Source organism: Pseudomonas sp. zfem004, from assembly GCF_032621715.1.
Classification (GTDB): domain Bacteria; phylum Pseudomonadota; class Gammaproteobacteria; order Pseudomonadales; family Pseudomonadaceae; genus Aquipseudomonas; species Aquipseudomonas sichuanensis.
Genome location: NZ_JAVYJF010000042.1, coordinates 1 through 19,782 on the forward strand (window position 1 = coordinate 1; position 19,782 = coordinate 19,782).

Annotated in this window: 22 protein-coding genes; 9 read left to right on the forward strand and 13 right to left on the reverse strand. The window is 65.8% G+C overall.

Annotated features, from left to right (window positions below; all coding sequences use genetic code 11):
• Positions 1 to 293: 293 nt before the first annotated feature.
• Genes RTH46_RS25765 through RTH46_RS25775 form a run of 3 tightly spaced genes read left to right on the forward strand, consistent with a single transcriptional unit; the run spans position 294 to position 3,523 of the window.
• On the forward strand, positions 294 to 767 hold the full coding sequence (locus tag RTH46_RS25765) for a MarR family winged helix-turn-helix transcriptional regulator (protein WP_153789198.1): 474 nt from the start codon (positions 294 to 296) through the stop codon (positions 765 to 767).
• 30 nt (positions 768 to 797) lie between these two features.
• A complete protein-coding gene (locus tag RTH46_RS25770) occupies positions 798 to 1,991 on the forward strand; it encodes an HlyD family efflux transporter periplasmic adaptor subunit (protein ID WP_316906921.1) in 1,194 nt (397 codons plus the stop codon).
• On the forward strand, positions 1,988 to 3,523 hold the full coding sequence (locus RTH46_RS25775; RefSeq protein WP_153789196.1) for a DHA2 family efflux MFS transporter permease subunit: 1,536 nt from the start codon (positions 1,988 to 1,990) through the stop codon (positions 3,521 to 3,523). The genes RTH46_RS25770 and RTH46_RS25775 overlap by 4 nt, the downstream gene beginning before the upstream one ends.
• 24 nt (positions 3,524 to 3,547) lie before the next feature.
• Here RTH46_RS25775 and RTH46_RS25780 read toward each other — a convergent pair whose 3' ends face one another.
• Genes RTH46_RS25780 through glcD form a run of 4 tightly spaced genes read right to left on the reverse strand, consistent with a single transcriptional unit; the run spans position 3,548 to position 7,723 of the window.
• Complete coding sequence (locus RTH46_RS25780) at positions 3,548 to 3,946, reverse strand: heme-binding protein (protein ID WP_232884072.1); 399 nt, start codon at positions 3,944 to 3,946, stop codon at positions 3,548 to 3,550.
• The gene (gene glcF / locus RTH46_RS25785) at positions 3,939 to 5,168 is read right to left on the reverse strand and encodes a glycolate oxidase subunit GlcF (RefSeq protein WP_316906922.1); all 1,230 of its coding nucleotides are present in this window, start codon (positions 5,166 to 5,168) and stop codon (positions 3,939 to 3,941) included. Before glcF ends, RTH46_RS25780 begins: the two co-directional genes overlap by 8 nt.
• Positions 5,169 to 5,177: 9 nt before the next feature.
• Positions 5,178 to 6,224: a glycolate oxidase subunit GlcE gene (gene glcE / locus RTH46_RS25790; RefSeq protein WP_316906923.1), complete on the reverse strand. Its 1,047-nt coding sequence runs from the start codon at positions 6,222 to 6,224 to the stop codon at positions 5,178 to 5,180.
• Positions 6,224 to 7,723 (reverse strand): glycolate oxidase subunit GlcD, encoded by a 1,500-nt coding sequence (glcD, locus tag RTH46_RS25795; protein ID WP_153789192.1) that lies wholly within the window; start codon positions 7,721 to 7,723, stop codon positions 6,224 to 6,226. The genes glcE and glcD overlap by 1 nt, the downstream gene beginning before the upstream one ends.
• 191 nt (positions 7,724 to 7,914) lie before the next feature.
• Here glcD and RTH46_RS25800 point away from each other — a divergent pair, with 191 nt between their 5' ends.
• Positions 7,915 to 8,376, forward strand: coding sequence for a YbjN domain-containing protein (locus RTH46_RS25800; RefSeq protein ID WP_316906924.1), 462 nt, complete (start codon positions 7,915 to 7,917; stop codon positions 8,374 to 8,376).
• Positions 8,377 to 8,444: 68 nt separating this feature from the next.
• Here the strand turns inward: RTH46_RS25800 and RTH46_RS25805 are convergent, their stop codons facing one another.
• Positions 8,445 to 9,056: a LysE family translocator gene (locus RTH46_RS25805; RefSeq protein WP_110995482.1), complete on the reverse strand. Its 612-nt coding sequence runs from the start codon at positions 9,054 to 9,056 to the stop codon at positions 8,445 to 8,447.
• 101 nt (positions 9,057 to 9,157) lie between these two features.
• Here RTH46_RS25805 and RTH46_RS25810 point away from each other — a divergent pair, with 101 nt between their 5' ends.
• Positions 9,158 to 10,132, forward strand: coding sequence for a GlxA family transcriptional regulator (locus tag RTH46_RS25810; RefSeq protein ID WP_316906925.1), 975 nt, complete (start codon positions 9,158 to 9,160; stop codon positions 10,130 to 10,132).
• A gap of 446 nt (positions 10,133 to 10,578) precedes the next feature.
• Here RTH46_RS25810 and RTH46_RS25815 read toward each other — a convergent pair whose 3' ends face one another.
• Together RTH46_RS25815 and RTH46_RS25820 are read right to left on the reverse strand one after the other, a co-directional pair.
• The gene (locus RTH46_RS25815) at positions 10,579 to 11,172 is read right to left on the reverse strand and encodes a DUF4157 domain-containing protein (protein ID WP_153789188.1); all 594 of its coding nucleotides are present in this window, start codon (positions 11,170 to 11,172) and stop codon (positions 10,579 to 10,581) included.
• Positions 11,159 to 11,722, reverse strand: coding sequence for a TetR/AcrR family transcriptional regulator (locus RTH46_RS25820; protein WP_316906926.1), 564 nt, complete (start codon positions 11,720 to 11,722; stop codon positions 11,159 to 11,161). Before RTH46_RS25820 ends, RTH46_RS25815 begins: the two co-directional genes overlap by 14 nt.
• Positions 11,723 to 11,811: 89 nt before the next feature.
• Between RTH46_RS25820 and RTH46_RS25825 the strand changes: the two genes are divergently transcribed.
• Both RTH46_RS25825 and RTH46_RS25830 read left to right on the forward strand, forming a co-directional pair.
• On the forward strand, positions 11,812 to 12,543 hold the full coding sequence (locus tag RTH46_RS25825; RefSeq protein WP_279848705.1) for an SDR family oxidoreductase: 732 nt from the start codon (positions 11,812 to 11,814) through the stop codon (positions 12,541 to 12,543).
• A gap of 27 nt (positions 12,544 to 12,570) precedes the next feature.
• Positions 12,571 to 13,173 carry a 2-hydroxychromene-2-carboxylate isomerase gene (locus RTH46_RS25830; RefSeq protein ID WP_316906927.1) on the forward strand — a complete coding sequence of 201 codons (603 nt, stop codon included), beginning with the start codon at positions 12,571 to 12,573 and terminating at the stop codon, positions 13,171 to 13,173.
• 3 nt (positions 13,174 to 13,176) lie between these two features.
• On the opposite strand, the gene RTH46_RS25835 is transcribed toward RTH46_RS25830, so the two are convergent.
• The 6 genes from RTH46_RS25835 to RTH46_RS25860 all read right to left on the reverse strand — a co-directional run bounded on the left by RTH46_RS25835 (position 13,177) and on the right by RTH46_RS25860 (position 18,075).
• Positions 13,177 to 14,232, reverse strand: coding sequence for a DUF6161 domain-containing protein (locus tag RTH46_RS25835; protein WP_316906928.1), 1,056 nt, complete (start codon positions 14,230 to 14,232; stop codon positions 13,177 to 13,179).
• 36 nt (positions 14,233 to 14,268) lie between these two features.
• Positions 14,269 to 14,574 carry a hypothetical protein gene (locus RTH46_RS25840; RefSeq protein WP_316906929.1) on the reverse strand — a complete coding sequence of 102 codons (306 nt, stop codon included), beginning with the start codon at positions 14,572 to 14,574 and terminating at the stop codon, positions 14,269 to 14,271.
• Positions 14,575 to 14,581: 7 nt separating this feature from the next.
• Positions 14,582 to 15,127 carry a cupin domain-containing protein gene (locus RTH46_RS25845; protein ID WP_110995475.1) on the reverse strand — a complete coding sequence of 182 codons (546 nt, stop codon included), beginning with the start codon at positions 15,125 to 15,127 and terminating at the stop codon, positions 14,582 to 14,584.
• Between the two features lie 80 nt (positions 15,128 to 15,207).
• Positions 15,208 to 16,413, reverse strand: coding sequence for an MFS transporter (locus RTH46_RS25850; protein ID WP_316906930.1), 1,206 nt, complete (start codon positions 16,411 to 16,413; stop codon positions 15,208 to 15,210).
• A gap of 85 nt (positions 16,414 to 16,498) precedes the next feature.
• Positions 16,499 to 17,032, reverse strand: coding sequence for a cytochrome b (locus RTH46_RS25855; RefSeq protein WP_316906931.1), 534 nt, complete (start codon positions 17,030 to 17,032; stop codon positions 16,499 to 16,501).
• Positions 17,029 to 18,075: a catalase family peroxidase gene (locus tag RTH46_RS25860; protein WP_316906932.1), complete on the reverse strand. Its 1,047-nt coding sequence runs from the start codon at positions 18,073 to 18,075 to the stop codon at positions 17,029 to 17,031. Before RTH46_RS25860 ends, RTH46_RS25855 begins: the two co-directional genes overlap by 4 nt.
• A 132-nt stretch (positions 18,076 to 18,207) precedes the next feature.
• Between RTH46_RS25860 and RTH46_RS25865 the strand changes: the two genes are divergently transcribed.
• On the forward strand, positions 18,208 to 18,726 hold the full coding sequence (locus tag RTH46_RS25865) for a sigma-70 family RNA polymerase sigma factor (protein ID WP_316906933.1): 519 nt from the start codon (positions 18,208 to 18,210) through the stop codon (positions 18,724 to 18,726).
• Positions 18,723 to 19,475, forward strand: a complete 753-nt coding sequence (locus RTH46_RS25870; protein ID WP_153789179.1) for an anti-sigma factor family protein — start codon at positions 18,723 to 18,725, stop codon at positions 19,473 to 19,475. Before RTH46_RS25865 ends, RTH46_RS25870 begins: the two co-directional genes overlap by 4 nt.
• Positions 19,476 to 19,782 lie beyond the last annotated feature (307 nt).

A 19,782-nucleotide genomic window follows, 5' to 3' on the forward strand; every position in this document is an offset into this window, starting at 1 on the left:
CTACTTTGGCCAAGACCAAAGTAGGCCGCCGTAAGGGCGGAAAGGTGACTATGCGTCGCCATCGCAAATGAATGCGCATACATCAATCAAAACCAACACACTAAGCCCCGAACCCGAACCCGAACCCGAACCCGAACCCGAACCCGAACCCGAACCCGAACCCGAACCCGAACCCGAACCCGAACCCGAACCCGAACCCCCAAAAATGAATATTTACTTAGCATCCTAATCAATGCTTTGACATTCCCTGCCTAGGCAGTAATATTTACACACAATTACCCGAGCAAACCCCGATGTCCCATTTCACCCCGGAAAACTTCCAGACCTGCGCCATCGGCATGCTGCTCGGCCGCGCCGCGATCCTCAAGGACCGCATCCTCGACTGGCACCTCGAAGCCCACGGCGTCACCTCCGCACAGTTCAAGGTGCTGATCATCGTCACCCAGTACCAGGTCGACACCCCGGCCGAGCTCTGCCGCTACCTGGGCCTGGACAGCGGCTCGATGACCCGCATGCTCGACCGCCTCGAGCAGAAAGGCCTGATCCTGCGCAACCGCTGCCCCGAAGACCGCCGCCAGGTGCGCCTGGCACTCAGCGCCGACGGCCAACGCCTGGCCGACCGCCTGCCCCAGGTCGGCGCGGCGGCGATGAACGAACTGGTCGGCGTGCTCCAGCCCGAGGAGCTGAAAACCCTCGAAAGCCTGCTCGCCAAGGTCCTGCTCAGCGCCGGCGACCCCCTGACGATCCGCCGCTTCGGCGATCGTTGATCCCTGTCACGCATTCTCCAAGGTATTGTCATGGCCACTCCCGCTGACACCTCCACCCCAGCTGCCGCGCCCGACAACACGCGTAAACGCAAGGCCTGGCTGCTGGGCCTGCTGCTGCTAATGATCCTCGCCGGGGCCGCCACCTGGGCCTGGTACAGCCTGGTCGGGCGCTGGCAGGAAAGCACCGACGACGCCTACGTCAGCGGCAACGTCGTGCAAATCACCCCCCTGGTCAGCGGCACCGTTACCAGCATCGGCGCCGATGACGGCGACCTGGTGCAGGCAGGGCAGGTGCTGCTGCAATTCGACCCGGCCGACAGCGAAGTGGCCCTGCAGTCCGCCGAGGCCAAGCTGGCGCGCAGCGTGCGCCAGGTGCGCGGGCTGTACAGCAACGTCGATGCGCTCAAGGCGCAAGTGGCAACCCGCCAGGCCGAGTTGCAGAAGGCCCAGCAAAACTACAACCGGCGCAAGGTGCTGGCCGACAGCGGCGCCATCGCCCAGGAAGAAATCTCCCACGCCCGGGACGACCTGGCCGTCGCCGAGGCCGCCGTCAACAGCGCCCGCCAGCAGCTCAACACCAGCACCGCGCTGATCGACGACACCGTGGTCTCGTCGCACCCCGAAGTCATGGCCGCCGCCGCCGACCTGCGCCAGGCCTACCTCGACCACGCCCGCACCACCCTGGTGGCGCCGGTCACCGGCTACGTGGCCAAGCGCACCGTGCAGCTGGGCCAGCGCCTGCAGCCGGGCGCCGCGACCATGGCGGTGATCCCGCTGGATCAGGTGTGGATCGACGCCAACTTCAAAGAGACCCAGCTGCGCAACATGCGCATCGGCCAGCCCGTGCAGATCACCGCCGACCTGTACGGCAGCGAAGTGAAGTACAGCGGGACCGTCGACAGTCTGGGCGCCGGTACCGGCAGCGCCTTCGCCCTGCTGCCGGCGCAGAACGCCACCGGCAACTGGATCAAGATCGTCCAGCGGGTGCCGGTGCGTATCCACCTGAACCCCGAGCAGTTGAAAGACCACCCGCTGCGCATCGGCCTGTCCACCGTCGCCGAAGTCGACCTGCACGACCAAAGCGGCCCGGCCCTGGCCCAACAACCACCGCAGCAGGCCAGCTACAGCACCCAGGTGTATGACCGCCAGTTGGTCGAGGCCGACAACCTGATCGCCCGGTTGATCCACGACAACAGCGCCAGCGGCAAGACGGCGCAGCGATGAGCCAGGCGGCCCCCGCGCAGTTCACCCCGCCGAGCCTGCTGCTGACCACCATCGGCCTGTCGCTGGCAACCTTCATGCAGGTGCTCGACACCACCATCGCCAACGTGGCGCTGCCGACCATCTCCGGCAACCTCGGCGTGAGTTACGAGCAGGGCACCTGGGTGATCACCTCGTTTGCGGTGAGCAACGCCATCGCCTTGCCGCTCACCGGCTGGCTGAGCCGGCGCTTCGGTGAGGTCAAGCTGTTCCTCTGGGCCACCTTGCTGTTCGTGCTGGCGTCGTTCCTTTGCGGCGTCGCCCAGTCGATGCCCGAGCTGGTCGGGTTCCGCGTGTTGCAGGGCGTGGTCGCCGGGCCCCTGTACCCGATGACCCAGACCTTGCTGATTGCCGTGTACCCGCCGGCCAAGCGCGGCATGGCCCTGGCGTTGCTGGCGATGGTCACGGTGGTGGCGCCGATTGCAGGGCCGATACTCGGCGGCTGGATCACCGACAGCTACAGCTGGCCCTGGATCTTCTTCATCAACATCCCGATCGGCCTGTTCGCCGCCGCCGTGGTGCGCCAGCAGATGCGCGCGCGGCCGGTGGTCACCAGCCGTCAGCCGATGGACTACATCGGCCTGCTGACCTTGATCGTCGGTGTCGGTGCGTTGCAGGTGGTGTTGGACAAGGGCAACGACCTGGACTGGTTCGAGTCCTCGTTCATCGTCATCGGCACGCTGATCTCGGTGGTGTTCCTGGCGATCTTCATCATCTGGGAGCTCACCGACCGTCACCCTGTGGTCAACCTGCGTCTGTTCGTGCACCGCAACTTCCGCATCGGCACCATTGTGCTGGTGGGCGGCTACTCGGCGTTTTTCGGCATCAACCTGATCCTGCCGCAGTGGCTGCAGACGCAGATGGGCTATACCGCCACCTGGGCGGGCCTGGCGGTGGCGCCGATCGGCTTGCTGCCGGTGCTGATGTCGCCGTTCGTGGGCAAGTACGCGCACCGCTTCGACCTGCGCCTGCTGGCCGGCATCGCCTTCCTGGCCATCGGCACCAGTTGCTACATGCGCGCCGGCTTTACCAACGAAGTGGATTTCACCCATATCGCCCTGGTGCAGCTGTTCATGGGCATCGGCGTGGCGCTGTTTTTCATGCCGACCTTGAGCATCCTGCTGTCGGACTTGCCGCCGCAGCAGATCGCCGATGGCTCGGGCCTGGCCACCTTCCTGCGCACCCTGGGCGGCAGTTTCGCCGCGTCGCTGACGACCTGGATCTGGATCCGCCGCGCCGACCAGCACCACGCCTACCTGAGCGAGCACCTCAGCAGCTTCGACCCGGCCACCCGCCATGCCCTAGACCAGCTGGGCGGGGCCAACCCGCAGAGCTACGCGCAGCTGGAGCAGATGCTCAACGGCCAGGCCTACATGATGTCGACGGTGGACTACTTCACCCTGCTGACCTGGGTGTTCGCCGGCTTGATCCTGCTGGTGTGGCTGGCCAAGCCACCGTTCACTGCCAAGGCCGGCCCGGCTTCGGCGGGGCACTGAGCCGCCGAGGCCGGGGCAGGGGCATCACAGCGCCTGTGCCCCGGCCTTGGCCACTTCTGCATCCTGTCCGGACTTGACCCCCGACACGCCGATCGCGCCGACCACCTGGCCCTCCACCCTCAGCGGCACGCCGCCTTCCAGGCTGGTCAGCAACGGCGCGGTGACGAAGGCGGTGCGCCCATCGTTGACCATCTGCTCGTAGTCGCGCGATTCCCGACGGCCCAGCGCCGCGGTGCGGGCTTTCTCCATGGCGATGTAGGCGCTGGCCGGGGCGCAGCCGTCCAGGCGCTCCAGGGCCAGCGGGTGGCCGCCGTCGTCGACCACGGCGATGGTCACCGGCCATTGCTGGGCCTGGGCGTGCTGGCGGGCGGCGGCGAGCAGCCGGGCGACGTCCGCCTGGTCGAGTACGGGTTTGCTATGCATGGGGTGCCTCCAGGGCGTCTTCGACAATTTCGATCCAGTGCCGTACCGGTGTGCGGCCGGCGCCATCAAGGTGGAGCTGGCAGCCGATATTGGCGGTGGCGATGATCGCAGGTTTTCCGCTTTCCAGGGCCGCCAGGCGGTTGTCGCGCAGCTGGCGCGACAGCGCCGGCTGGGTCAGCGAGTAGGTGCCCGCCGAGCCGCAGCACAGGTGGCCGTCGGGCACGCTGGTGAGGTGGAAACCCAGGCGGGTCAGCAGGCTTTCCACGGCACCGCCGAGTTTGAGGGCATGCTGCAAGGTGCAGGGGCAATGGAAGGCCAGGCGCTGCTCGGTGCACAGGCCCAACTGCTCCAGCGGCTCGGCCTGCAGCAGTTGCACCAGGTCGCGGGCCAGGGCGCTGACCCGGGCAGCCTTGGCGGCATAGCGCGCATCGTCCTTGAGCAGGTGGCCATAGTCGCGCACGAAGGCACCGCAGCCGCTGGCGGTTTGCACTATGGCTTCGGCGCCGGCTTCGATGGCCGGCCACCAGGCGTCGATGTTGTGGCGGGCGCGTTGCAGGCCCTGTGCCTGGGCATCCAGGTGATAGTCCACGGCGCCGCAGCAGCCGGCCTCGCGGGCCGGCTCGACGCTGATGCCGAGACGGTCCAGCAGGCGCGCGGTGGCGGCGTTGGTGTTGGGCGACAGGGCTTGCTGCACGCAGCCTTCGAGCAGCAGCACGCGGCGTGGATGGCGCGGCGCCGGGCGCTGGCCGGCGTCGTGCACCTGGGCCGGCAACTTGGCCTTGAGGCCGCTCGGCAGCAGCGGCCTGAGGCTTTGACCGACCTTGGCCAGGGCCTTGAACGCGGCCGGATGCGGCACTACGGCACGCAAGCCCTCGCGCAACAGGCGCTGACCCAGCGAGCGCGGCACCTGTTGTTCGACCACGGCGCGGCCGATATCGAGCAGGTCGTGGTACCTGACCCCCGAGGGGCAGGTGCTCTCGCAATTGCGGCAGCTCAGGCAGCGGTCCAGGTGCAGTTGGGTGCTGGCGGTCACTGGCTCGCCTTCGAGCACCTGCTTGATCAGGTAGATACGCCCGCGCGGCCCGTCCAGCTCGTCGCCGAGCAATTGATAGGTGGGGCAGGTGGCCGTGCAGAAGCCGCAGTGCACGCAGGAACGCAGGATGCTTTCGGCCTCTTCAGCGCGGGGCAGCTGCTTGGCGGCATCGCTCAGGTGGGTTTGCATGGCGTGGCCTCACAGGTCCGGGTACAGGCGGCCAGGGTTGAAGATGCCCTGGGGGTCGAGTTGCCGTTTCAGTGCCTGGTGGTAGCGCATCAGCGCCGCCGGCAGCGGCGCCGTGCTGTCATCGCCGGGGGCATAGGCGGTGGCATGGCCGCCGACCTTGGCCACCTGCTCACGGATTACCTGCGCTGGCGCACTGGAGGTGAGCCAGCGTTGCGCGCCGCTCCAGTCGATCAACTGCCGCCCCGGAAGGTCGAGCAGGGCGCAGGTGCCGGGTACCGACAGACGCCACAGCGGCGCCGGGTCGTCGAAGAACGGCAGGCGCTGTTCGCGCAGGTCGTACCACAGCCGGTTGTCCACCGCGTCGCCACCCAGCCGCTCGCGGGCCGAACGCACCGAGCCTTCGCCACCCTCCAGGCGCAGGTACAGCGCTTCACCGTCATGGCAGGCAGCACTGATCGGCAGCGGCTGCTGGCCCCACTCGGCCAGTGCGGCCAAGGCCTGCCGGCTGTCGACCGGCAAACGCAGGCTCAGGCATTGGCGCGGCCGGGGCAGTACCTTAAGCGACACTTCGGTGAGCAGTCCCAGGCAGCCGAAGCTGCCGACCATCAAGCGCGACACATCGTAGCCAGCGACGTTCTTCATCACCTCGCCGCCAAAGCGCAGCAGCTTGCCGTGGCCGGTGATCAGTCGCGTGCCAAGCACGTAGTCGCGCACCGCCCCGGCCCAGGGCCGCCGTGGCCCGGACAGCCCCGCCGCGACCATGCCGCCGAGCGTGGCCCCTGGCCCCAGGTGCGGCGGCTCGCAGGGCAGCATCTGCCCGGCCTGGTGCAGCGCTGCTTCAATTTCGCTCAGCGGCGTGCCGGCGCGGGCAGTGATGACCAGCTCGGTCGGGTCGTAGCTGACGATGCCGTGGTGGCCCCGGGTGTCGACGATCTCGCCGGCCACCGGGCGCCCGAGCATGGCCTTGCTGTTGCCGCCCTGGATGCGCAGCGGGGTACCCAGGTTCAGCGCCTGGTTGACCTGTTCCAGCAGGTCCTGGCTGAGGTCGCGGCCCATCAGAAACGCTCCAGGTCGGGGAAGGGCAGTTGGCCGTGGTGCACGTGCAGCGCGCCGAACTCGGCGCAGCGGTGCAGGGTGGGGATGTTCTTGCCGGGGTTGAGCAGACCTTGCGGGTCGAAGGCGGCTTTCACCCCATGGAACAAGGTGATTTCGTCGCTGTTGAACTGGGCACACATCTGGTTGATCTTTTCGCGGCCCACCCCGTGCTCGCCGGTGATGCTGCCGCCCACCGCCACGCACAGTTCGAGGATCTTGCCACCGATGGCCTCGGCCCGTTCCAGCTCGCCGGACAGGTTGGCGTCGAACAGGATCAGCGGGTGCATGTTGCCGTCGCCGGCGTGGAACACGTTGGCCACCCGCAGGCCGTACTGCGCGGACAAATCGCTGATGCCTTTGAGCACCCGGGGCAGCTCGCGGCGTGGGATGGTGCCGTCCATGCAGTAGTAGTCCGGCGAAATGCGCCCCACCGCCGGGAAGGCGTTCTTGCGCCCGGCCCAGAAGCGCACCCGTTCGGCCTCGTCGCAGGCCAGGCGCACGTCGCGGGCGCCGGCCTTGCGCAGCAAGGCATCGACCCGCGCGCAATCGTCCTGCACGTCGGCTTCCACGCCGTCGAGTTCGCACAGCAGGATGGCTGCCGCGTCCACCGGGTAACCGGCGTGAATGAAGTCCTCGGCGGCGCGGATCGCCAGGTTGTCCATCATCTCCAGGCCGCCGGGGATGATGCCGGCGGCGATGATGTCGGCCACCGCGCGGCCGGCGTCCTCGACCGTGTCGAAACTGGCCAGCAGCACCCGCGCCACCTGGGGCTTGGGCAGCAGCTTGACGGTCACTTCGGTGACGATGCCAAGCATGCCCTCGGAGCCGGTGAACAGCGCCAGCAGGTCGAAACCCGGGCTGTCGAGGGCATCGCTGCCCAGTACCAGGCGCTCGCCCTCGACCGTAAGAATCTCTACCTTGAGCAGGTTGTGCACGGTCAGGCCGTACTTGAGGCAGTGCACCCCACCGGCGTTTTCGGCGACGTTGCCGCCGATGGTGCAGGCGATCTGCGAGGACGGATCGGGCGCGTAGTACAGCCCGAAGGGGGCCGCCGCCTGCGAGATCGCCAGGTTGCGCACCCCGGGCTGAACCCGGGCAAAGCGCCCTTGCGGGTTGACTTCAAGGATGCGGTTGAAGCGCGCCATCACCAGCAGGATGCCCTGGCTCAGCGGCAGCGCACCACCGGACAGCCCCGTGCCGGCGCCGCGTGCCACCACCGGCACGCCACGTTGGTGGCACAGTTGCAGCAATGCCTGCACCTGCTCCAGGCGCTCGGGCAGCACCACCAGCAGCGGCACCGTGCGGTAGGCCGACAGGCCGTCGCATTCGTAGGGCTTGAGGTCTTCGCTGCGGTGCAGGACCTCGAGGTCGGGCAGGGCGTCGCGCAGGGCCTGCAGCAGTGCGGGCTTGTCCACGGCCGGCAGCGGGCCATCGATGCGCTCGTCGTAAAGGATGTTCATGCGGCTCACTCGGCGGATTCTTGTTGTTGTCCGGCACGCTGCGCGGGATCAAGCAGCAAGCGTAGCGGCTGGTGCGGGCGAAATTCGAAGAAATCACGCAAAACCCAGTCGTTCAGCTATACAAGACACAGTGCGATGCGGCGCAAGTACGCGCCTGGCAATGATTTATCGACACCACAAGGAGCAAGACCATGACTGAACAAGCCCTGATCGAAAGCGTGAACGTCGAAACCCTCACCAGCCTGCTGCAGGACGCCGGCCTGCGCGTCAACCGCAGCGAGCAGAACGGCCTGGTGCAACTGCTCAGTGCCAGCCAGGGAATCGGCTTTGCCGTGCGCCTGGGCAATCCGGCGGCGATCGAAGGGCAGTTCCTCGACTTCACCTTCAGCTGTGCGCTGCGCATCCAGGGCGAACTGCCCGAGGGCGTAGTGGAGCACTGGAGCACTTCACGGCGTTTCGCCCGTCTGTATCGGCAGGGCGAGTTCCTGGTGATGGAGCTTGATGTGCTGGTAAGTGACGGGGTGACTGCCAAGCACTTGCTTAACCACCTGCAGCTGTGGGATCGCCTGTTGCAGGAGTTCATTACCTACCTGCGCGATTTCAGCCGCCATGCCGCGCAAACCGAGCAGGTAGCAACGCAGAGCGCCTCGTGAAACGACGCAATACCTGATGAACAACTGCGCGTTGAGAGCCGGCTCTCAGCGCGCAGTTGCAGCTTGCTTCAACGCCCCAACGGCAGCGCCACACCGATCAGCGCGAACAACCCGCCGCAGCACCTGTTGAAGCCCTTGCCGCCCTTGCTGAGCCAAGGCCGGATGCGATAGGCCAATCGCGCCAGCAGGTATTCGACCACGAACTCCACACTGGCGAAGGTCGCCGCCATCACCACGAACTGCAGCGCCAGGCCGCGTTGTGGGTCGATGAATTGTGGCAGGAAGGCGCCATAGAACAGCAGCACCTTGGGGTTGGCCATGGCCGACAGAAAGCCTTGGCGGAACAAGCCGGCATTGCCCAACCGGGCGCTGCCCGCGCTCAGTTCGAGGTGCAGCGCCGGGGTGCGCCACAGTTGGATGCCCAGCCACACCAGGTAGGCGCCGCCGACCCATTTGAGCACCGTCAGCACCGAGGCCGAGGCCTGCAGCAGGGCGCTCAGGCCGAACATGGCCAGGGCGATCAGGGCGCTGAAGCCGAACACCCCACCGACGATGGTGAACAGCGTGCGCCGCGCGCCATACAACGCGCCGTGGGTCAGCGCCAGCAGGCTATTGGGGCCTGGTGTCAGCGACAGGCCGATGCTGGCGAGCAGGTAGATGAGCCAGGTGTCGAGTGCCATAGGGTATGCCTTGTAGGTTTGCAGGGCGCCAGTGTAGGGCTGGGCGGGTGGCTTTTAAGGGTATGATCCGGACATCTGACGGTAATATCTGGACATTCTACATGACCCCCGACTTGCGCCTGCTGATCCTGCCTGTGCCGGAGTTCGCCTTGCTGCCGTTTGGCGCCTTCCTCGACAAGCTGCGCTTCTCCGCCGACGACGAGGATTACAGCCGCCAGCGCTATTGCAGCTGGACCGTGCTGGGGCTGGACGCGGCCCCCGTGGTATCCAGCAGTGGCGCGGTGGTGCAGGTCGAAGTCAGTGTCGAACAGGTGGTTTGGCGCGATTACGACTACCTGGTGCTGTTTGGCGGGCGCAGTGCGGGGGCAACGGTTGCGCTGGCCCCGCGTTACCGGGCTGTGTTGAAACAGGCGGTGAAGGCGGGGGTGAAGCTGGTGGGCGTCGACAATGGGGTGTTTCTGCTGGCTGCCTGCGGTGTGCTGGACGGGCACAAGGTGGTGGTGCACTGGCGCCACGAGGCCGAGTTTCGTGCCGCATTCCCCAGGGTGCAGGTACTGACCGAGCAGCTGTATTGCATGGACGGTAGCCGTATCACCTGCGCAGGAGGGACTGCCGCCATCGACCTGGCAGTGGAACTGATCGCCCGCGCCAGTGGCCGGGCCCGTGCGCTCAAGGGCCTGGCCGACATGCTGGTGGACGAGAGCCGCGACAGCCGTCATGCCCTACGTTCGCTGGATGCAGGGCCGGGGCATGGGCGCCAGGTGCAGCGGGCCACGGCGTTGATGCGCCATCACCTGGCATCGGGGCTTTCGGTCGAGCAACTGGCAGCGCAGCTCGGCATCAGCCGGCGTCAGCTCGACCGCCAGTTCCAGGCCAGCCATGGCATGAGTGCCAAGGCCTGGTGGTTGGAACTGCGGCTGCAGCAGGCGCGCTGGCGGTTGGTCAATGGCAGCCACAGCCTGGCGCAGATTGCCGAGGAGGTGGGGTTGGGGGATGGGAGTTACCTGGGCAAGTGGGTGCGGCGGCGGTTTGGTTGTACAGCGTTGGCATTGCGTAGCAGCCGCGCGACGGATTAGCCATGGACTAATCAAGGCATGCACCAAGGCAGGCGCCGGTACTTGCGCAGGAATAATTGGCCCGAAACAAACTGTGGGAGCTGGCTTGCCAGCGATGCGCCGCGCGGGCGGCGCTCGATCTCATAGGCGCTGCAAAAACATCGGCAGGCACCTGGTGGCCTTCACCCAATCTCCCGCCATGCACCTGGTGGCCACTACCGAATCCTGATTACCCAGGGCCAGCGGTGTGACGCCCAGGGGCCTGCCTTGAAATCTCATGTGGGCCACCAAGTGAAGGGCGACAGATCTGCAGCGCTCTCAAGATCGAGCGCCGCCCGCGCGGCGCATCGCTGGCAAGCCAGCTCCCACATCTGTTTCGGGCCAGTTAGTCCTGTAAGGTCATCACTGTCCGCCTTGGTGCATGGCGTGAGACATGTAGGTGGCAGCAGTTTGACTACAGGAACAGGCTAACGCGCACCACCCGCCCCGCGCTCGCGCAATGCCTTGGCCACCTGCGCCTCGATGGCGTAAGCCGGCCCCTCCAGCTCATCGTAATTGCGCGTATAGCGCCGGGCGAATTCCTCCACCCCCAGCTCCTGGTACTGCTGCACGTGCTTGAGCTCGTGGGCCCACAGCGCCACGTTGTCCTCGGCATCGGCTGCGCGGCGGAAGATCACCGTATCGATCAAGGTCACGGCGTTCACATCGGGGTTCTGCAGCATGGCGTTGGCGGCGCTGACCTGCTGCTCATCGCCGACCTGGTAGCGCACCGTGTCGAGCACGGCGAAGTCGTACCAGGTTTCGAGCTGGGCACGGATATGCAGCGGGATCGGCTGGGTGCCTCGGTTGGTGGCGTCATCGCGGGCCTGGCGCAGGGCGAACACCAGGCTGGCGGTGGCCATGCGTTCGACATCCTGCAGCACCTGACCACCCTGATTGGGGTCGAGCGGGGCGCAGAAGCACACCACCAGGCACACCTGGTATTGCCCTGTGGGGCAGCTTTGCTGGGCCACGGCGGGGAGTGCGAGCAGCAGGCCGAGCAGCGAGCTAGCAATCTTCATCGAACACCTTGCCGACCAGCGCGCGGCTGGCCTCCAGCACTTGTTCCTGCACCTGTTCGCTGGCGAGCATGCGCCCGACCACCAGCGCGCCGACGCACTGGCTGAGCAGCGCCCAGGCCAGTTGCGGGTCCTTGAGGGTGTCGCTCCAGGCCCGGTGCAGTTCCACCAGCCAGTGCTCGGCCTCCTCGCGCACCGGGCGTTCGGCACGGGCGATCTCCACGCCCAGTGGCGGCAGCGGGCAGCCACCTTCGGCGTTGTGCAGGTGGGCGAGGGTCAGGTACTGCTCGAGCAGGCGCTTGAGCCGCGCGCGGTCGGTCCCGCGGGTGGCCTGGCGCGCCAGCGGGCTGTTGCACAGCTCGCGGCGGACCACCTCGGTGAACAGGTCGTCCTTGGACGGGAAATGGTTGTAGAACGCGCCGCCGGTCAGGCCAATGGCTTTCATCAACCCGGCCACGCCGGTGCTGGCGAAGCCGCCGCGCTTGGCCAGCGCGCCGCTGCTGGCCAGCAGTTTCTCGCGTGTCTGTTGTTTGTGTTCGGTGGAGTAGCGCATGCACAAGACCTCGTTGCGCTGGCTTGACGGTGGCGTGATCGTAGCATAGCGTTCGTTTACTAAACGATCATTCATCAATGGAGAGGTCCATGGCAGAACAACAAAAGGTCGTGCTGGTGATCGGTGCGGGGGATGCCACGGGCGGCGAAATCGCAAAGCGCTTCGCCCGCGAGGGCTACACCGCCTGCGTGACCCGGCGCCAGGCCGAGAAACTGCAGCCGCTGCTGGACGAGATCCGCGCCGCAGGCGGCCAGGCCCATGGTTTTGGCTCGGATGCGCGCAAGGAAGAAGAGGTGGCCGAGCTGGTCGAGACCATCGAGCGCGATATCGGCCCGATCGAGGCGTTTGTCTTCAATATCGGTGCCAATGTGCCCTGCAGCATCCTCGAAGAGACACCGCGCAAGTACTTCAAGATCTGGGAAATGGCCTGCTTCGCAGGCTTCCTTACCGCGCAAGCCGTGGCACGGCGAATGGTCCAGCGTGAGCGGGGCACGATCCTGTTCACCGGTGCCACTGCCGGCACCCGCGGCGCCGCCGGCTTCGCGGCCTTCGCCGGGGCCAAGCATGGCCTGCGCGCCCTGGCCCAGAGCATGGCGCGGGAGCTGGGGCCACGGAACATCCATGTCGCCCATGTGGTGGTCGATGGCGCCATCGACACCGCCTTCATCCGTGACAGCTTCCCGGAACGTTATGCGCTGAAAGACCAGGACGGCATCCTCGATCCTGCGCATATCGCCGACAGCTACTGGTTCCTGCACGCCCAGCCGCGGGATGCCTGGACCTTCGAGCTGGACCTGCGGCCATGGATCGAACGCTGGTAACCCCCTCCCTGACAAAAGGACTGCCATATGAGCAAGACCGTTGAGTTCTATTTTGACCTGGGCAGCCCGGCCAGTTACCTGGCCTGGACCCAGCTCCCCGCACTGTGCGCGCGCCACGATGCGAAGCTGCTGTACCGACCGATTCTGCTGGGCGGGGTGTTTCAGGCCACCGGCAACGCTTCGCCGGTGATGGTGCCGGCCAAGGGGCGCTACATGTTCACCGACCTCAAGCGCTTTGCCGACCGTTATGGCGTGCCGTTTGGCCTGCCGCCGAGGTTTCCGGCCAACACCCTGAACCTGATGCGCGGGGTCATGGGCACGCAATTGTGGGCGCCGGAGCGTTTCGAGGCGTTGCTCAAGGTGTTGTTCGAGGGCTGGTGGGGGCAGCAGCGCAACCTGGCGGATGCCGCCGTGCTGGCGGCAACGTTGACGGAGGGCGGATTCGACCCTGAGGCGTTTCAGGGGCTGGCTGCGCAGGACGAGGTCAAGCAGGCGCTAAAGGAGGCCACCGGGTTGGCGGTGGCTCGTGGCGTATTTGGCGCACCGACCTGCTTTGTGGAGGACGAGATGTTCTTTGGCCAAGATCGCCTGGATTTTGTCGAAGCGCATTTGAACACGCTGAACCAATAATATTTACTCAGGCGCTTTCTTACCCTTGTCGAACTTCAAGAGGGTTTCAAGGATTTTTATGTATTCCGGTGAGGTGGAATCTTCACTCAAGGAGTTTGGCGTCGGGCGGAAGAGGCTGGAGTAAAACAGCGTGCGAATCTCCGGGAGCGGGCTGCTGTCTTTGCTGCTGATCGCCAAGTATGTCTTGATCATCGTCGAGCGCTCGATACATTCGATTTCCAAAGCGAGGTTGGTCATCATGAGTTTGAGCAAGATTTTCATGATCCAGATGGCTGCGGTGGTCAATAAAATGACCAAAGGCAGGAAAAGCCCCTTGGGGACGGTGACGGTAATTATGCCTAAGTCGACGGGGGTTCCATCGCCGTAGGTAAAGTAGATGAGCAAGCCCAGAGAAATAATGAACAGCAGCGCGGAGCCAATCGCCCATCTTTTGTAGGTGGCCGCATTGGCTCTGTGGGCAGTGCTACGGCTGTCCCAATATTTCACCGGTTCAGCAGAAAATATCGCGTCTGTTGTCGAGTTCAGAATTGTGTCGATGTCTTTCTTCGCGTCACTGATTGAGGTGTCGGTAGCGGTAGTCAGTTTTTCAAGAGCATCTTTATGATGGTTCTCGAATTCGCTAAATATTTGTTCTGCCCGTGAATTGACCTTTTCGGCTGCCGACGCTTTAAGCGACTCGGTCTCACGTAGGAAATTGACGGCGATGTCAGTTTGCCTGCGGGACTCAAACTCGCTTTGAATGGCGGCGAGCTTGAAGCTATACAAAACATTAATTAGCCTTCCGTTTTTGGCCTCTTCAATCAACTGTTGGCTAGGGTCGAACTCGTGAGTAGGTAGATAGAAACTACCAAGTTTCTCTTTGAGGTTGCCCGGGTAAAAGCGGGTATTGATGTAGCTTTTCAGCTCCTTAAGGTAGTCTAAAATTGTTGCGCGAGGATGGGTGCTGTCGATCGAGATGAAGTCCAATACCTTAGACCAATACTCAATTTCGCGGTTTAGCCAAGCAAGCCAATCTTCGCCACCCATGTTGATATAGCGACCGGGTCCGGTATCTTCCATGCTTTGTTCTCGAGTTTTAGTTAAATGTCGAGTGCTTTATCCTTGAACCCTCGGCGCCAGCGTGTCCAATAAACACTCGATACGCTGGCGTTCCCACAGGCTCAGGTGGTCGACGGGGTTGGTGCCGTAGCGGTGCCAATCCTCAAGCGCGCCCTGGCGCCCGTCGGGGCTTGCGCACTGGCTGCAATGAGCCAGGCCTTCGTCGTCCAGGGCCAGGCTCAAGCGCCAGCCATCGATGCACACGGCCACCTCTGCGGACCGGGCGATGATCTCCAGCGGCGCAACGCCGAGGGCGGCGTCGCGCAGGCACTGGTAGGCCTCACGGCTGCTGACCAGGGGCATCACGCGATCAGAAGTTCGCCGGGGTGTTGGCGCTGATGATCTCGGCCTCGTCCGGGCCGATGTTCTTGAAACTGTGGGCGAGGGTGGTGGGGATGTAGTAGCCGTCGCCGGCGTTAAGGATGCTCACCTGGCCGTCGACCCACAGTTCCATGGTGCCGCGGGTAACCAGACCGCACTCTTCGCCTTCGGCATGCACGATCGGCTCGCCGGAGTCGGCACCGGGGGCATACAGCTCGCGCAGCATGCGCATCTGCCGGCCTTCGACGCTGGCGCCGACCAGCAGCATGCGCAGGCCGTTGCGGCCCAGGTCGGGCTGTTCGCCGCCGCGGAACACGAAGCGTTCTTCGCGCACCGGCTCGTCGAAACTGAAAAACTCCGCCAAGGACATGGGGATGCCTTCGAGCAGTTTTTTCAGGGAGCTGACCGAGGGGCTGACGCGGTTCTGTTCGATCTGCGAGATCGTCGAATTGGTCAGGCCGCTGCGACGGGCCAGTTCCCGTTGCGAGAGGTTGTTGCGTTCACGCACCAGTTTGAGTCGTGTCCCCGTGTCCATAGCCGCCTTGTTTGCAGAGGTGTAAAAAATAATGGGCGACGCATTAAAACACACTCTGCCTGCCTTGCGCGCTGTGCGTGTCAGTGGCGTTTGTCGGCAGGTGCGGGCCATAGCCCGACCAGCAACAGCAAGGCGGCCACGGCCAGGAACGGCATGCGCGGATCGACGGCATACACCAGCGTGCCGGCCAAGGGCCCGATCACCGCGCCCATGCCCTGGGCGGCGCCGACGGAGCCTGCGGTAGCACCCTGTTCCGAGGCGTGCATGGCATTGGCCGCCATGGCCGAAAAGGCCGGGAAGACGAAGCCCATGCCGAATGCGGCAATGAAGAACGCCGCCCACAGCCAGGGCGCACTGGCGGCAAAGGACGCAGCAGCGAAGCCCAGCCCGGAAACGCTGGCACCCACGCGGATCATCTTCAGCGGTGGCCATTCGAGCTGGCGCAGCAGCACCTGCGCCAGCATCAGCGCCACGCCCACGCTGGTCAGCGCCACACCGGCCGCCTGGGCGGCCTCGCCTGCAGCCAGTTGCAGGCGGTCGAGGGCGAAGAAGCCAACGGTGATCTGCGACACGGTCACGCTGAGCATGGCGCTGAAGGCCACCAGCAGTGGCCGGCGCAGGCGTGGGTCGGACAGCCGCACCGGGCTTGGCGCATGGCGCTGGGGCAGTGGCTGTGGCTTGAGTTTGAACAGCAGCACCACGAACGCCGTGGCCGGCAGCACCGACAGCACGTAGAACGGCAGGCTCAGGCTGTAGCGCGACAGCATTGCCGCCAAGGCCGGGCCGAGCACCAGGCCGACCGCGTTGGCGGCGCCCAGCGAGGCCATGGCCCGGGCCCGGCGCTGCGGTTCGACATGGTCGGCGATCAGTGCATTGCCGGCCACTGGCAGCGCCGCGTAGAAGGCGCCGATCAGGCCGCGGGTCAGCATGAGGCCGATGAACGTCAGGGTGGCCCCGGGCAGCCAGCGCAGGGCGCCGTCGATGAACAGGCACAGCAGCCAGTAGGCCAGGGTGAACCCGGCGCTGCCCAACAGCAGCACACGGCGCCGGCCGAGGCGATCGGCGGCGCGGCCCCAGGGCCGGGCCAGCAGCACCCAGACCACGCCGGCCACGGTGACCGCCGCACCGGCCTGCCAGGTGGCCATGCCCAGCAGGCGGGCGATCGGGCCGATCAGGGCAACGAAGGCCATCATCGACAGGGTGCAGGCCATGTTGACCAGCAGCAGTGGGCGCAGGTCGAGGGTGCTGGCCGGGGTGAGGGTGGCAGGGTCCTTTGCGACGTTCATGGGCAGTCCGGGGCAAATCAGCGAAATGAGCGCCGATGTTAGTAATAATTATTTACATCTGTCGACCCCGCGCGCCTGTCGGTGCTCATTCACCCCGGCGCAACGGGCCTGGCCACATGCTACGCAACACGCCGTCGCGGCGCACCAGGGCATGCATCAGCGCCGCGCCCAAGTGCACCAGCACAGTGGCGAACAACAGGTAGCCGGCCCAACCGTGGGCCTGGCGCAGTACGGCGTACAGTTGCAGGTCGTGGGGGGCGATGGCAGGCAACTGCAGCGGGCGTGGATAGCCGCCCGCCGAAAGCATCGCCCAGCCCAGCAGCGGCATGGCCAGCATCAGGGCGTACAGCAGCAGGTGCGAGGCGCCGGCGGCCAGGCGTTGAATGGCGGGCAGGTCGCGCGGCAGCGGCGGGTGAGGCAGGCTCAGGCGCAGGGTGATACGCAGTAGCACCAGCACCAGCAGGGCCAGTCCGGTGGCCTTGTGCAGTTCGACCATCAATGGATGATGGGTGGACAGGTCGCTGACCATGCTCACGCCGATGAACAACATGGCCAGGATCAGCACCGCCATCAGCCAGTGCACCAGGCGGGCCAGGGGGTGGAAAGCGGCGGGGGTCATGGGCGGGCTCCTTCGCTCAGGGCTTCATGGCTGCGGCGGTTGAACGACACCGAGTAGGCCGCCGAGCGGGCGGCGAGGATCGGGTCGTCGGACGCTTCGATGCCGTGGGGCAGGATCAATGGGTCGAAGTTGAGGTCGCGGCAGGCACCCTGTTCGGGGCCGTCCACCTGCTCCAGCACCAGGGTGCCGGCGTCGATGCTGCGCCGCTCGCTGGGCCAGGGGCGGGCCGGGTCGTTGACCGGGTCGCCGGGTTCGGCCAGGGTCAGGCGCAGGGTCCAGCGCAACGGGCCTTGAGCCAGGCGCTGGGCGAGGTCGTGCTGGAGGAATTGCTTGTCATCGACCTGGGCGGGCAGGGCGGCGAACGGCGTCTGTGGCTCCAGCGTCCAGCGCACCGGGTGCTTGTTGCCGTGGTCGTCGATCAGGCGGAAGGCGTTGATGCTGTTGTAGGCGGTACTGGCAAAGCTGTCGCTGGGTTTGTAGGCCGCCGCCCATTGGCGGAACGCCGCGCTTTCAGGGTGGGCGGCAAAGAATGCCTGGAGCCTGGCCGGGTCGGGCTTGCCGGTGGCCGCAACCGGGGTGCTGGCCAGCACTTGGTCATAGAAGGCTTCGGGCGTGCTGACCGCCAGCACTGGCGGGTTGTTCATGCCGGTACGCCAGACCTGGCCGTCATCGCTGGCGAGCTCGATGGCCAGGCTGCGCACCGGTACCGCGGTGTCCGGGGCGAACGGGTTGGCACCGCCGATGGCGAAGCGGCCGATCACCGGCACCTTCTGCTGGCTGAACACCCGGGCCGTGGAAAACGCCGTGGCCTGGCCGCTGCTTTGGAAGTAACCGCTGACGCACAGGCCCTTGGCGTGGTTTTTCCGGTAGCCGGGGTGATGGCCGGCCTGGGCTTCAAAGGTGTCGATGATGCGCTGGGGCGTGAGCCTGGCGGCGCCGATCCAGCCAGCGGCATAGGCGAAACCCGCGCCGAGGGCGGCCAGCGTGACGCCGATGGCGGCCAGGCGCAGGGCTTTGGCGGGGCCGTGCAAGGGTGTGTTCATGGGGCGATCCGGTGGCGGTGAATGAGCCGGTACGACGGGCGGCCCAGTCTTTTATTCCGGATCAGGGAATAGATTTTCCCTTGCGCCGTCTGCCTCTTACACTGACTGCCCAATGGGGCCTGGAACCCGACCATGCACGACCTGGACGATCATCAATGGCGCGAGCTGCTGCAGCGCCTGCGCCGCTTCGCCCTGTGGCTGACCCGCGAAGCCAGCAGCGCCGACGACCTGGTTCAGGCCACGGTCGAGCGCGCCCTCAGCCGGCGCGCCCAGCAGCGCGAGATGGACAGCCTGCGGCCTTGGCTGTTCACCATCCTTTACCGGCTGTTTCTCGACGGCAAACGCCGCGAACGCCTGCATACGCGTTGGCTGGCCTGGTTCGGCCGCAGCCAGGCCGAGGAGCCGCTGGGCGGTGATACCGAGAGCATCGTGCTGGCCCAGGCCGACTTGCAGGCGTTCGCGCGGCTGTCGGCCGAGCAACGGGCGTTGCTGTTGCTGGTCAGCGTCGAGGGTTTGAGCTACAAGGAGGCCGCCGAAACCCTGGGTATTCCCATCGGCACGGTGATGTCGCGCCTGTCGCGCGCCCGCGCCGCCTTGCGTGAACTGACCGAGGGCAACCCGGCGCCAACGTCCCTGCGGAGACTCAAATGACCCGTCTGATCCCCACCGAGCATGAGCTGCATGCCTACATTGACGAACGCCTGACGCCTGAGCGCCGGGCGGAAGTGGCGGCCTGGCTGGCAGCCAACCCGCAGGAAGCGGCGCGGATCGAGGCCTGGCGCAACGATGCTCGGCGTCTGCGGGCGGCTTTGGCGGGGTTTGCAGAGCGTCCCGTCGACCCTGAACTGGATCTTGCCCCGCTGCGTCGTCGCCTGCGCCAGCGCCGGCAGCGGCGGTTGGCCTCGGCGGCGGTGCTGGTGCTGGCGGTGGGCTTGGGTGGGCTGGGGGGCTGGCAGGCGCGGGAGGCAACGCTGGTAGTCGCTGGGTTGCCCATGGCCGATGCGGTGCAGGCGCACCGGATGTTTGCCGAGGCGTCCGCGCTCGATATCCAGGCGAGTGATCCGGGGCGGTTGCAGGCTTGGCTGGGGCGGCACTTCAATCGGGTCGGGCAGTTGCCTGATCTGAGCGGGTATGGCTTCCAGCCGGTGGGGGCGCGGTTGTTGAGCAACGAGGTGGGGCCGGCGGCGTTGCTGGTGTTCGAGGATGGGCAGGGGCAGCGGGTCAGTCTGTTCTTGCGTTCGCCGGGGGAGCGGTTTGAGCGGATGCCTAGTGGGCAGCGGACCGATGGGGGGCTGGAGGCGCGGTATTGGTCCCATGGGGACTACAACTTTGCGTTGGTCAGTGCGGTGGATGATGGTCGGGGGGAGGCGTTGCGGCGGGCTTTGGATCTGAGTTTGTGAGTTGGTTGCTGGTTGCTGGTTGCTGGTTGCTGGTTGCTGGTTGCTGGTTGCTGGTTTTTGGGTGTTGGGTGTTGGTTTTGAGTTTTATATGCGCATTCATTTGTGATGTCGACGCGTAGTCACCTTTCCGCCCTTACGGCGGCCTACTTTGGTCTTGGCCAAAGTAGGCAAAGCCGCTCGCTCCCATCATACGGCCCCTACGCTGCGCTTCGGGGTCCCTTCGCTCCGGCGTCTTCCGGGCCCGCGCGGCCTCCGACTTGCTGCGCAAGTCTACATCTCGCGCCTTCGGCTGCGCCGAAGGGTGCTG

What these genes read in the sequence shown, in the direction of transcription:
- RTH46_RS25805 (WP_110995482.1), bottom strand. Translation starts at nt 9,056, where the DNA reads ATGGCACTCGACACCTGGCTCATCTACCTGCTCGCCAGCATCGGCCTG.
- RTH46_RS25765 (WP_153789198.1), top strand. Translation starts at nt 294, where the DNA reads ATGTCCCATTTCACCCCGGAAAACTTCCAGACCTGCGCCATCGGCATG.
- RTH46_RS25825 (WP_279848705.1), top strand. Translation starts at nt 11,812, where the DNA reads ATGGCAGAACAACAAAAGGTCGTGCTGGTGATCGGTGCGGGGGATGCC.
- RTH46_RS25815 (WP_153789188.1), bottom strand. Translation starts at nt 11,172, where the DNA reads ATGAAGATTGCTAGCTCGCTGCTCGGCCTGCTGCTCGCACTCCCCGCC.
- RTH46_RS25870 (WP_153789179.1), top strand. Translation starts at nt 18,723, where the DNA reads ATGACCCGTCTGATCCCCACCGAGCATGAGCTGCATGCCTACATTGAC.
- RTH46_RS25840 (WP_316906929.1), bottom strand. Translation starts at nt 14,574, where the DNA reads ATGCCCCTGGTCAGCAGCCGTGAGGCCTACCAGTGCCTGCGCGACGCC.
- RTH46_RS25855 (WP_316906931.1), bottom strand. Translation starts at nt 17,032, where the DNA reads ATGACCCCCGCCGCTTTCCACCCCCTGGCCCGCCTGGTGCACTGGCTG.
- RTH46_RS25820 (WP_316906926.1), bottom strand. Translation starts at nt 11,722, where the DNA reads ATGCGCTACTCCACCGAACACAAACAACAGACACGCGAGAAACTGCTG.
- glcD (WP_153789192.1), bottom strand. Translation starts at nt 7,723, where the DNA reads ATGAACATCCTTTACGACGAGCGCATCGATGGCCCGCTGCCGGCCGTG.
- glcE (WP_316906923.1), bottom strand. Translation starts at nt 6,224, where the DNA reads ATGGGCCGCGACCTCAGCCAGGACCTGCTGGAACAGGTCAACCAGGCG.
- RTH46_RS25865 (WP_316906933.1), top strand. Translation starts at nt 18,208, where the DNA reads ATGCACGACCTGGACGATCATCAATGGCGCGAGCTGCTGCAGCGCCTG.
- RTH46_RS25780 (WP_232884072.1), bottom strand. Translation starts at nt 3,946, where the DNA reads ATGCATAGCAAACCCGTACTCGACCAGGCGGACGTCGCCCGGCTGCTC.
- RTH46_RS25860 (WP_316906932.1), bottom strand. Translation starts at nt 18,075, where the DNA reads ATGAACACACCCTTGCACGGCCCCGCCAAAGCCCTGCGCCTGGCCGCC.
- RTH46_RS25775 (WP_153789196.1), top strand. Translation starts at nt 1,988, where the DNA reads ATGAGCCAGGCGGCCCCCGCGCAGTTCACCCCGCCGAGCCTGCTGCTG.
- glcF (WP_316906922.1), bottom strand. Translation starts at nt 5,168, where the DNA reads ATGCAAACCCACCTGAGCGATGCCGCCAAGCAGCTGCCCCGCGCTGAA.
- RTH46_RS25810 (WP_316906925.1), top strand. Translation starts at nt 9,158, where the DNA reads ATGACCCCCGACTTGCGCCTGCTGATCCTGCCTGTGCCGGAGTTCGCC.
- RTH46_RS25770 (WP_316906921.1), top strand. Translation starts at nt 798, where the DNA reads ATGGCCACTCCCGCTGACACCTCCACCCCAGCTGCCGCGCCCGACAAC.
- RTH46_RS25800 (WP_316906924.1), top strand. Translation starts at nt 7,915, where the DNA reads ATGACTGAACAAGCCCTGATCGAAAGCGTGAACGTCGAAACCCTCACC.
- RTH46_RS25835 (WP_316906928.1), bottom strand. Translation starts at nt 14,232, where the DNA reads ATGGAAGATACCGGACCCGGTCGCTATATCAACATGGGTGGCGAAGAT.
- RTH46_RS25830 (WP_316906927.1), top strand. Translation starts at nt 12,571, where the DNA reads ATGAGCAAGACCGTTGAGTTCTATTTTGACCTGGGCAGCCCGGCCAGT.
- RTH46_RS25850 (WP_316906930.1), bottom strand. Translation starts at nt 16,413, where the DNA reads ATGAACGTCGCAAAGGACCCTGCCACCCTCACCCCGGCCAGCACCCTC.
- RTH46_RS25845 (WP_110995475.1), bottom strand. Translation starts at nt 15,127, where the DNA reads ATGGACACGGGGACACGACTCAAACTGGTGCGTGAACGCAACAACCTC.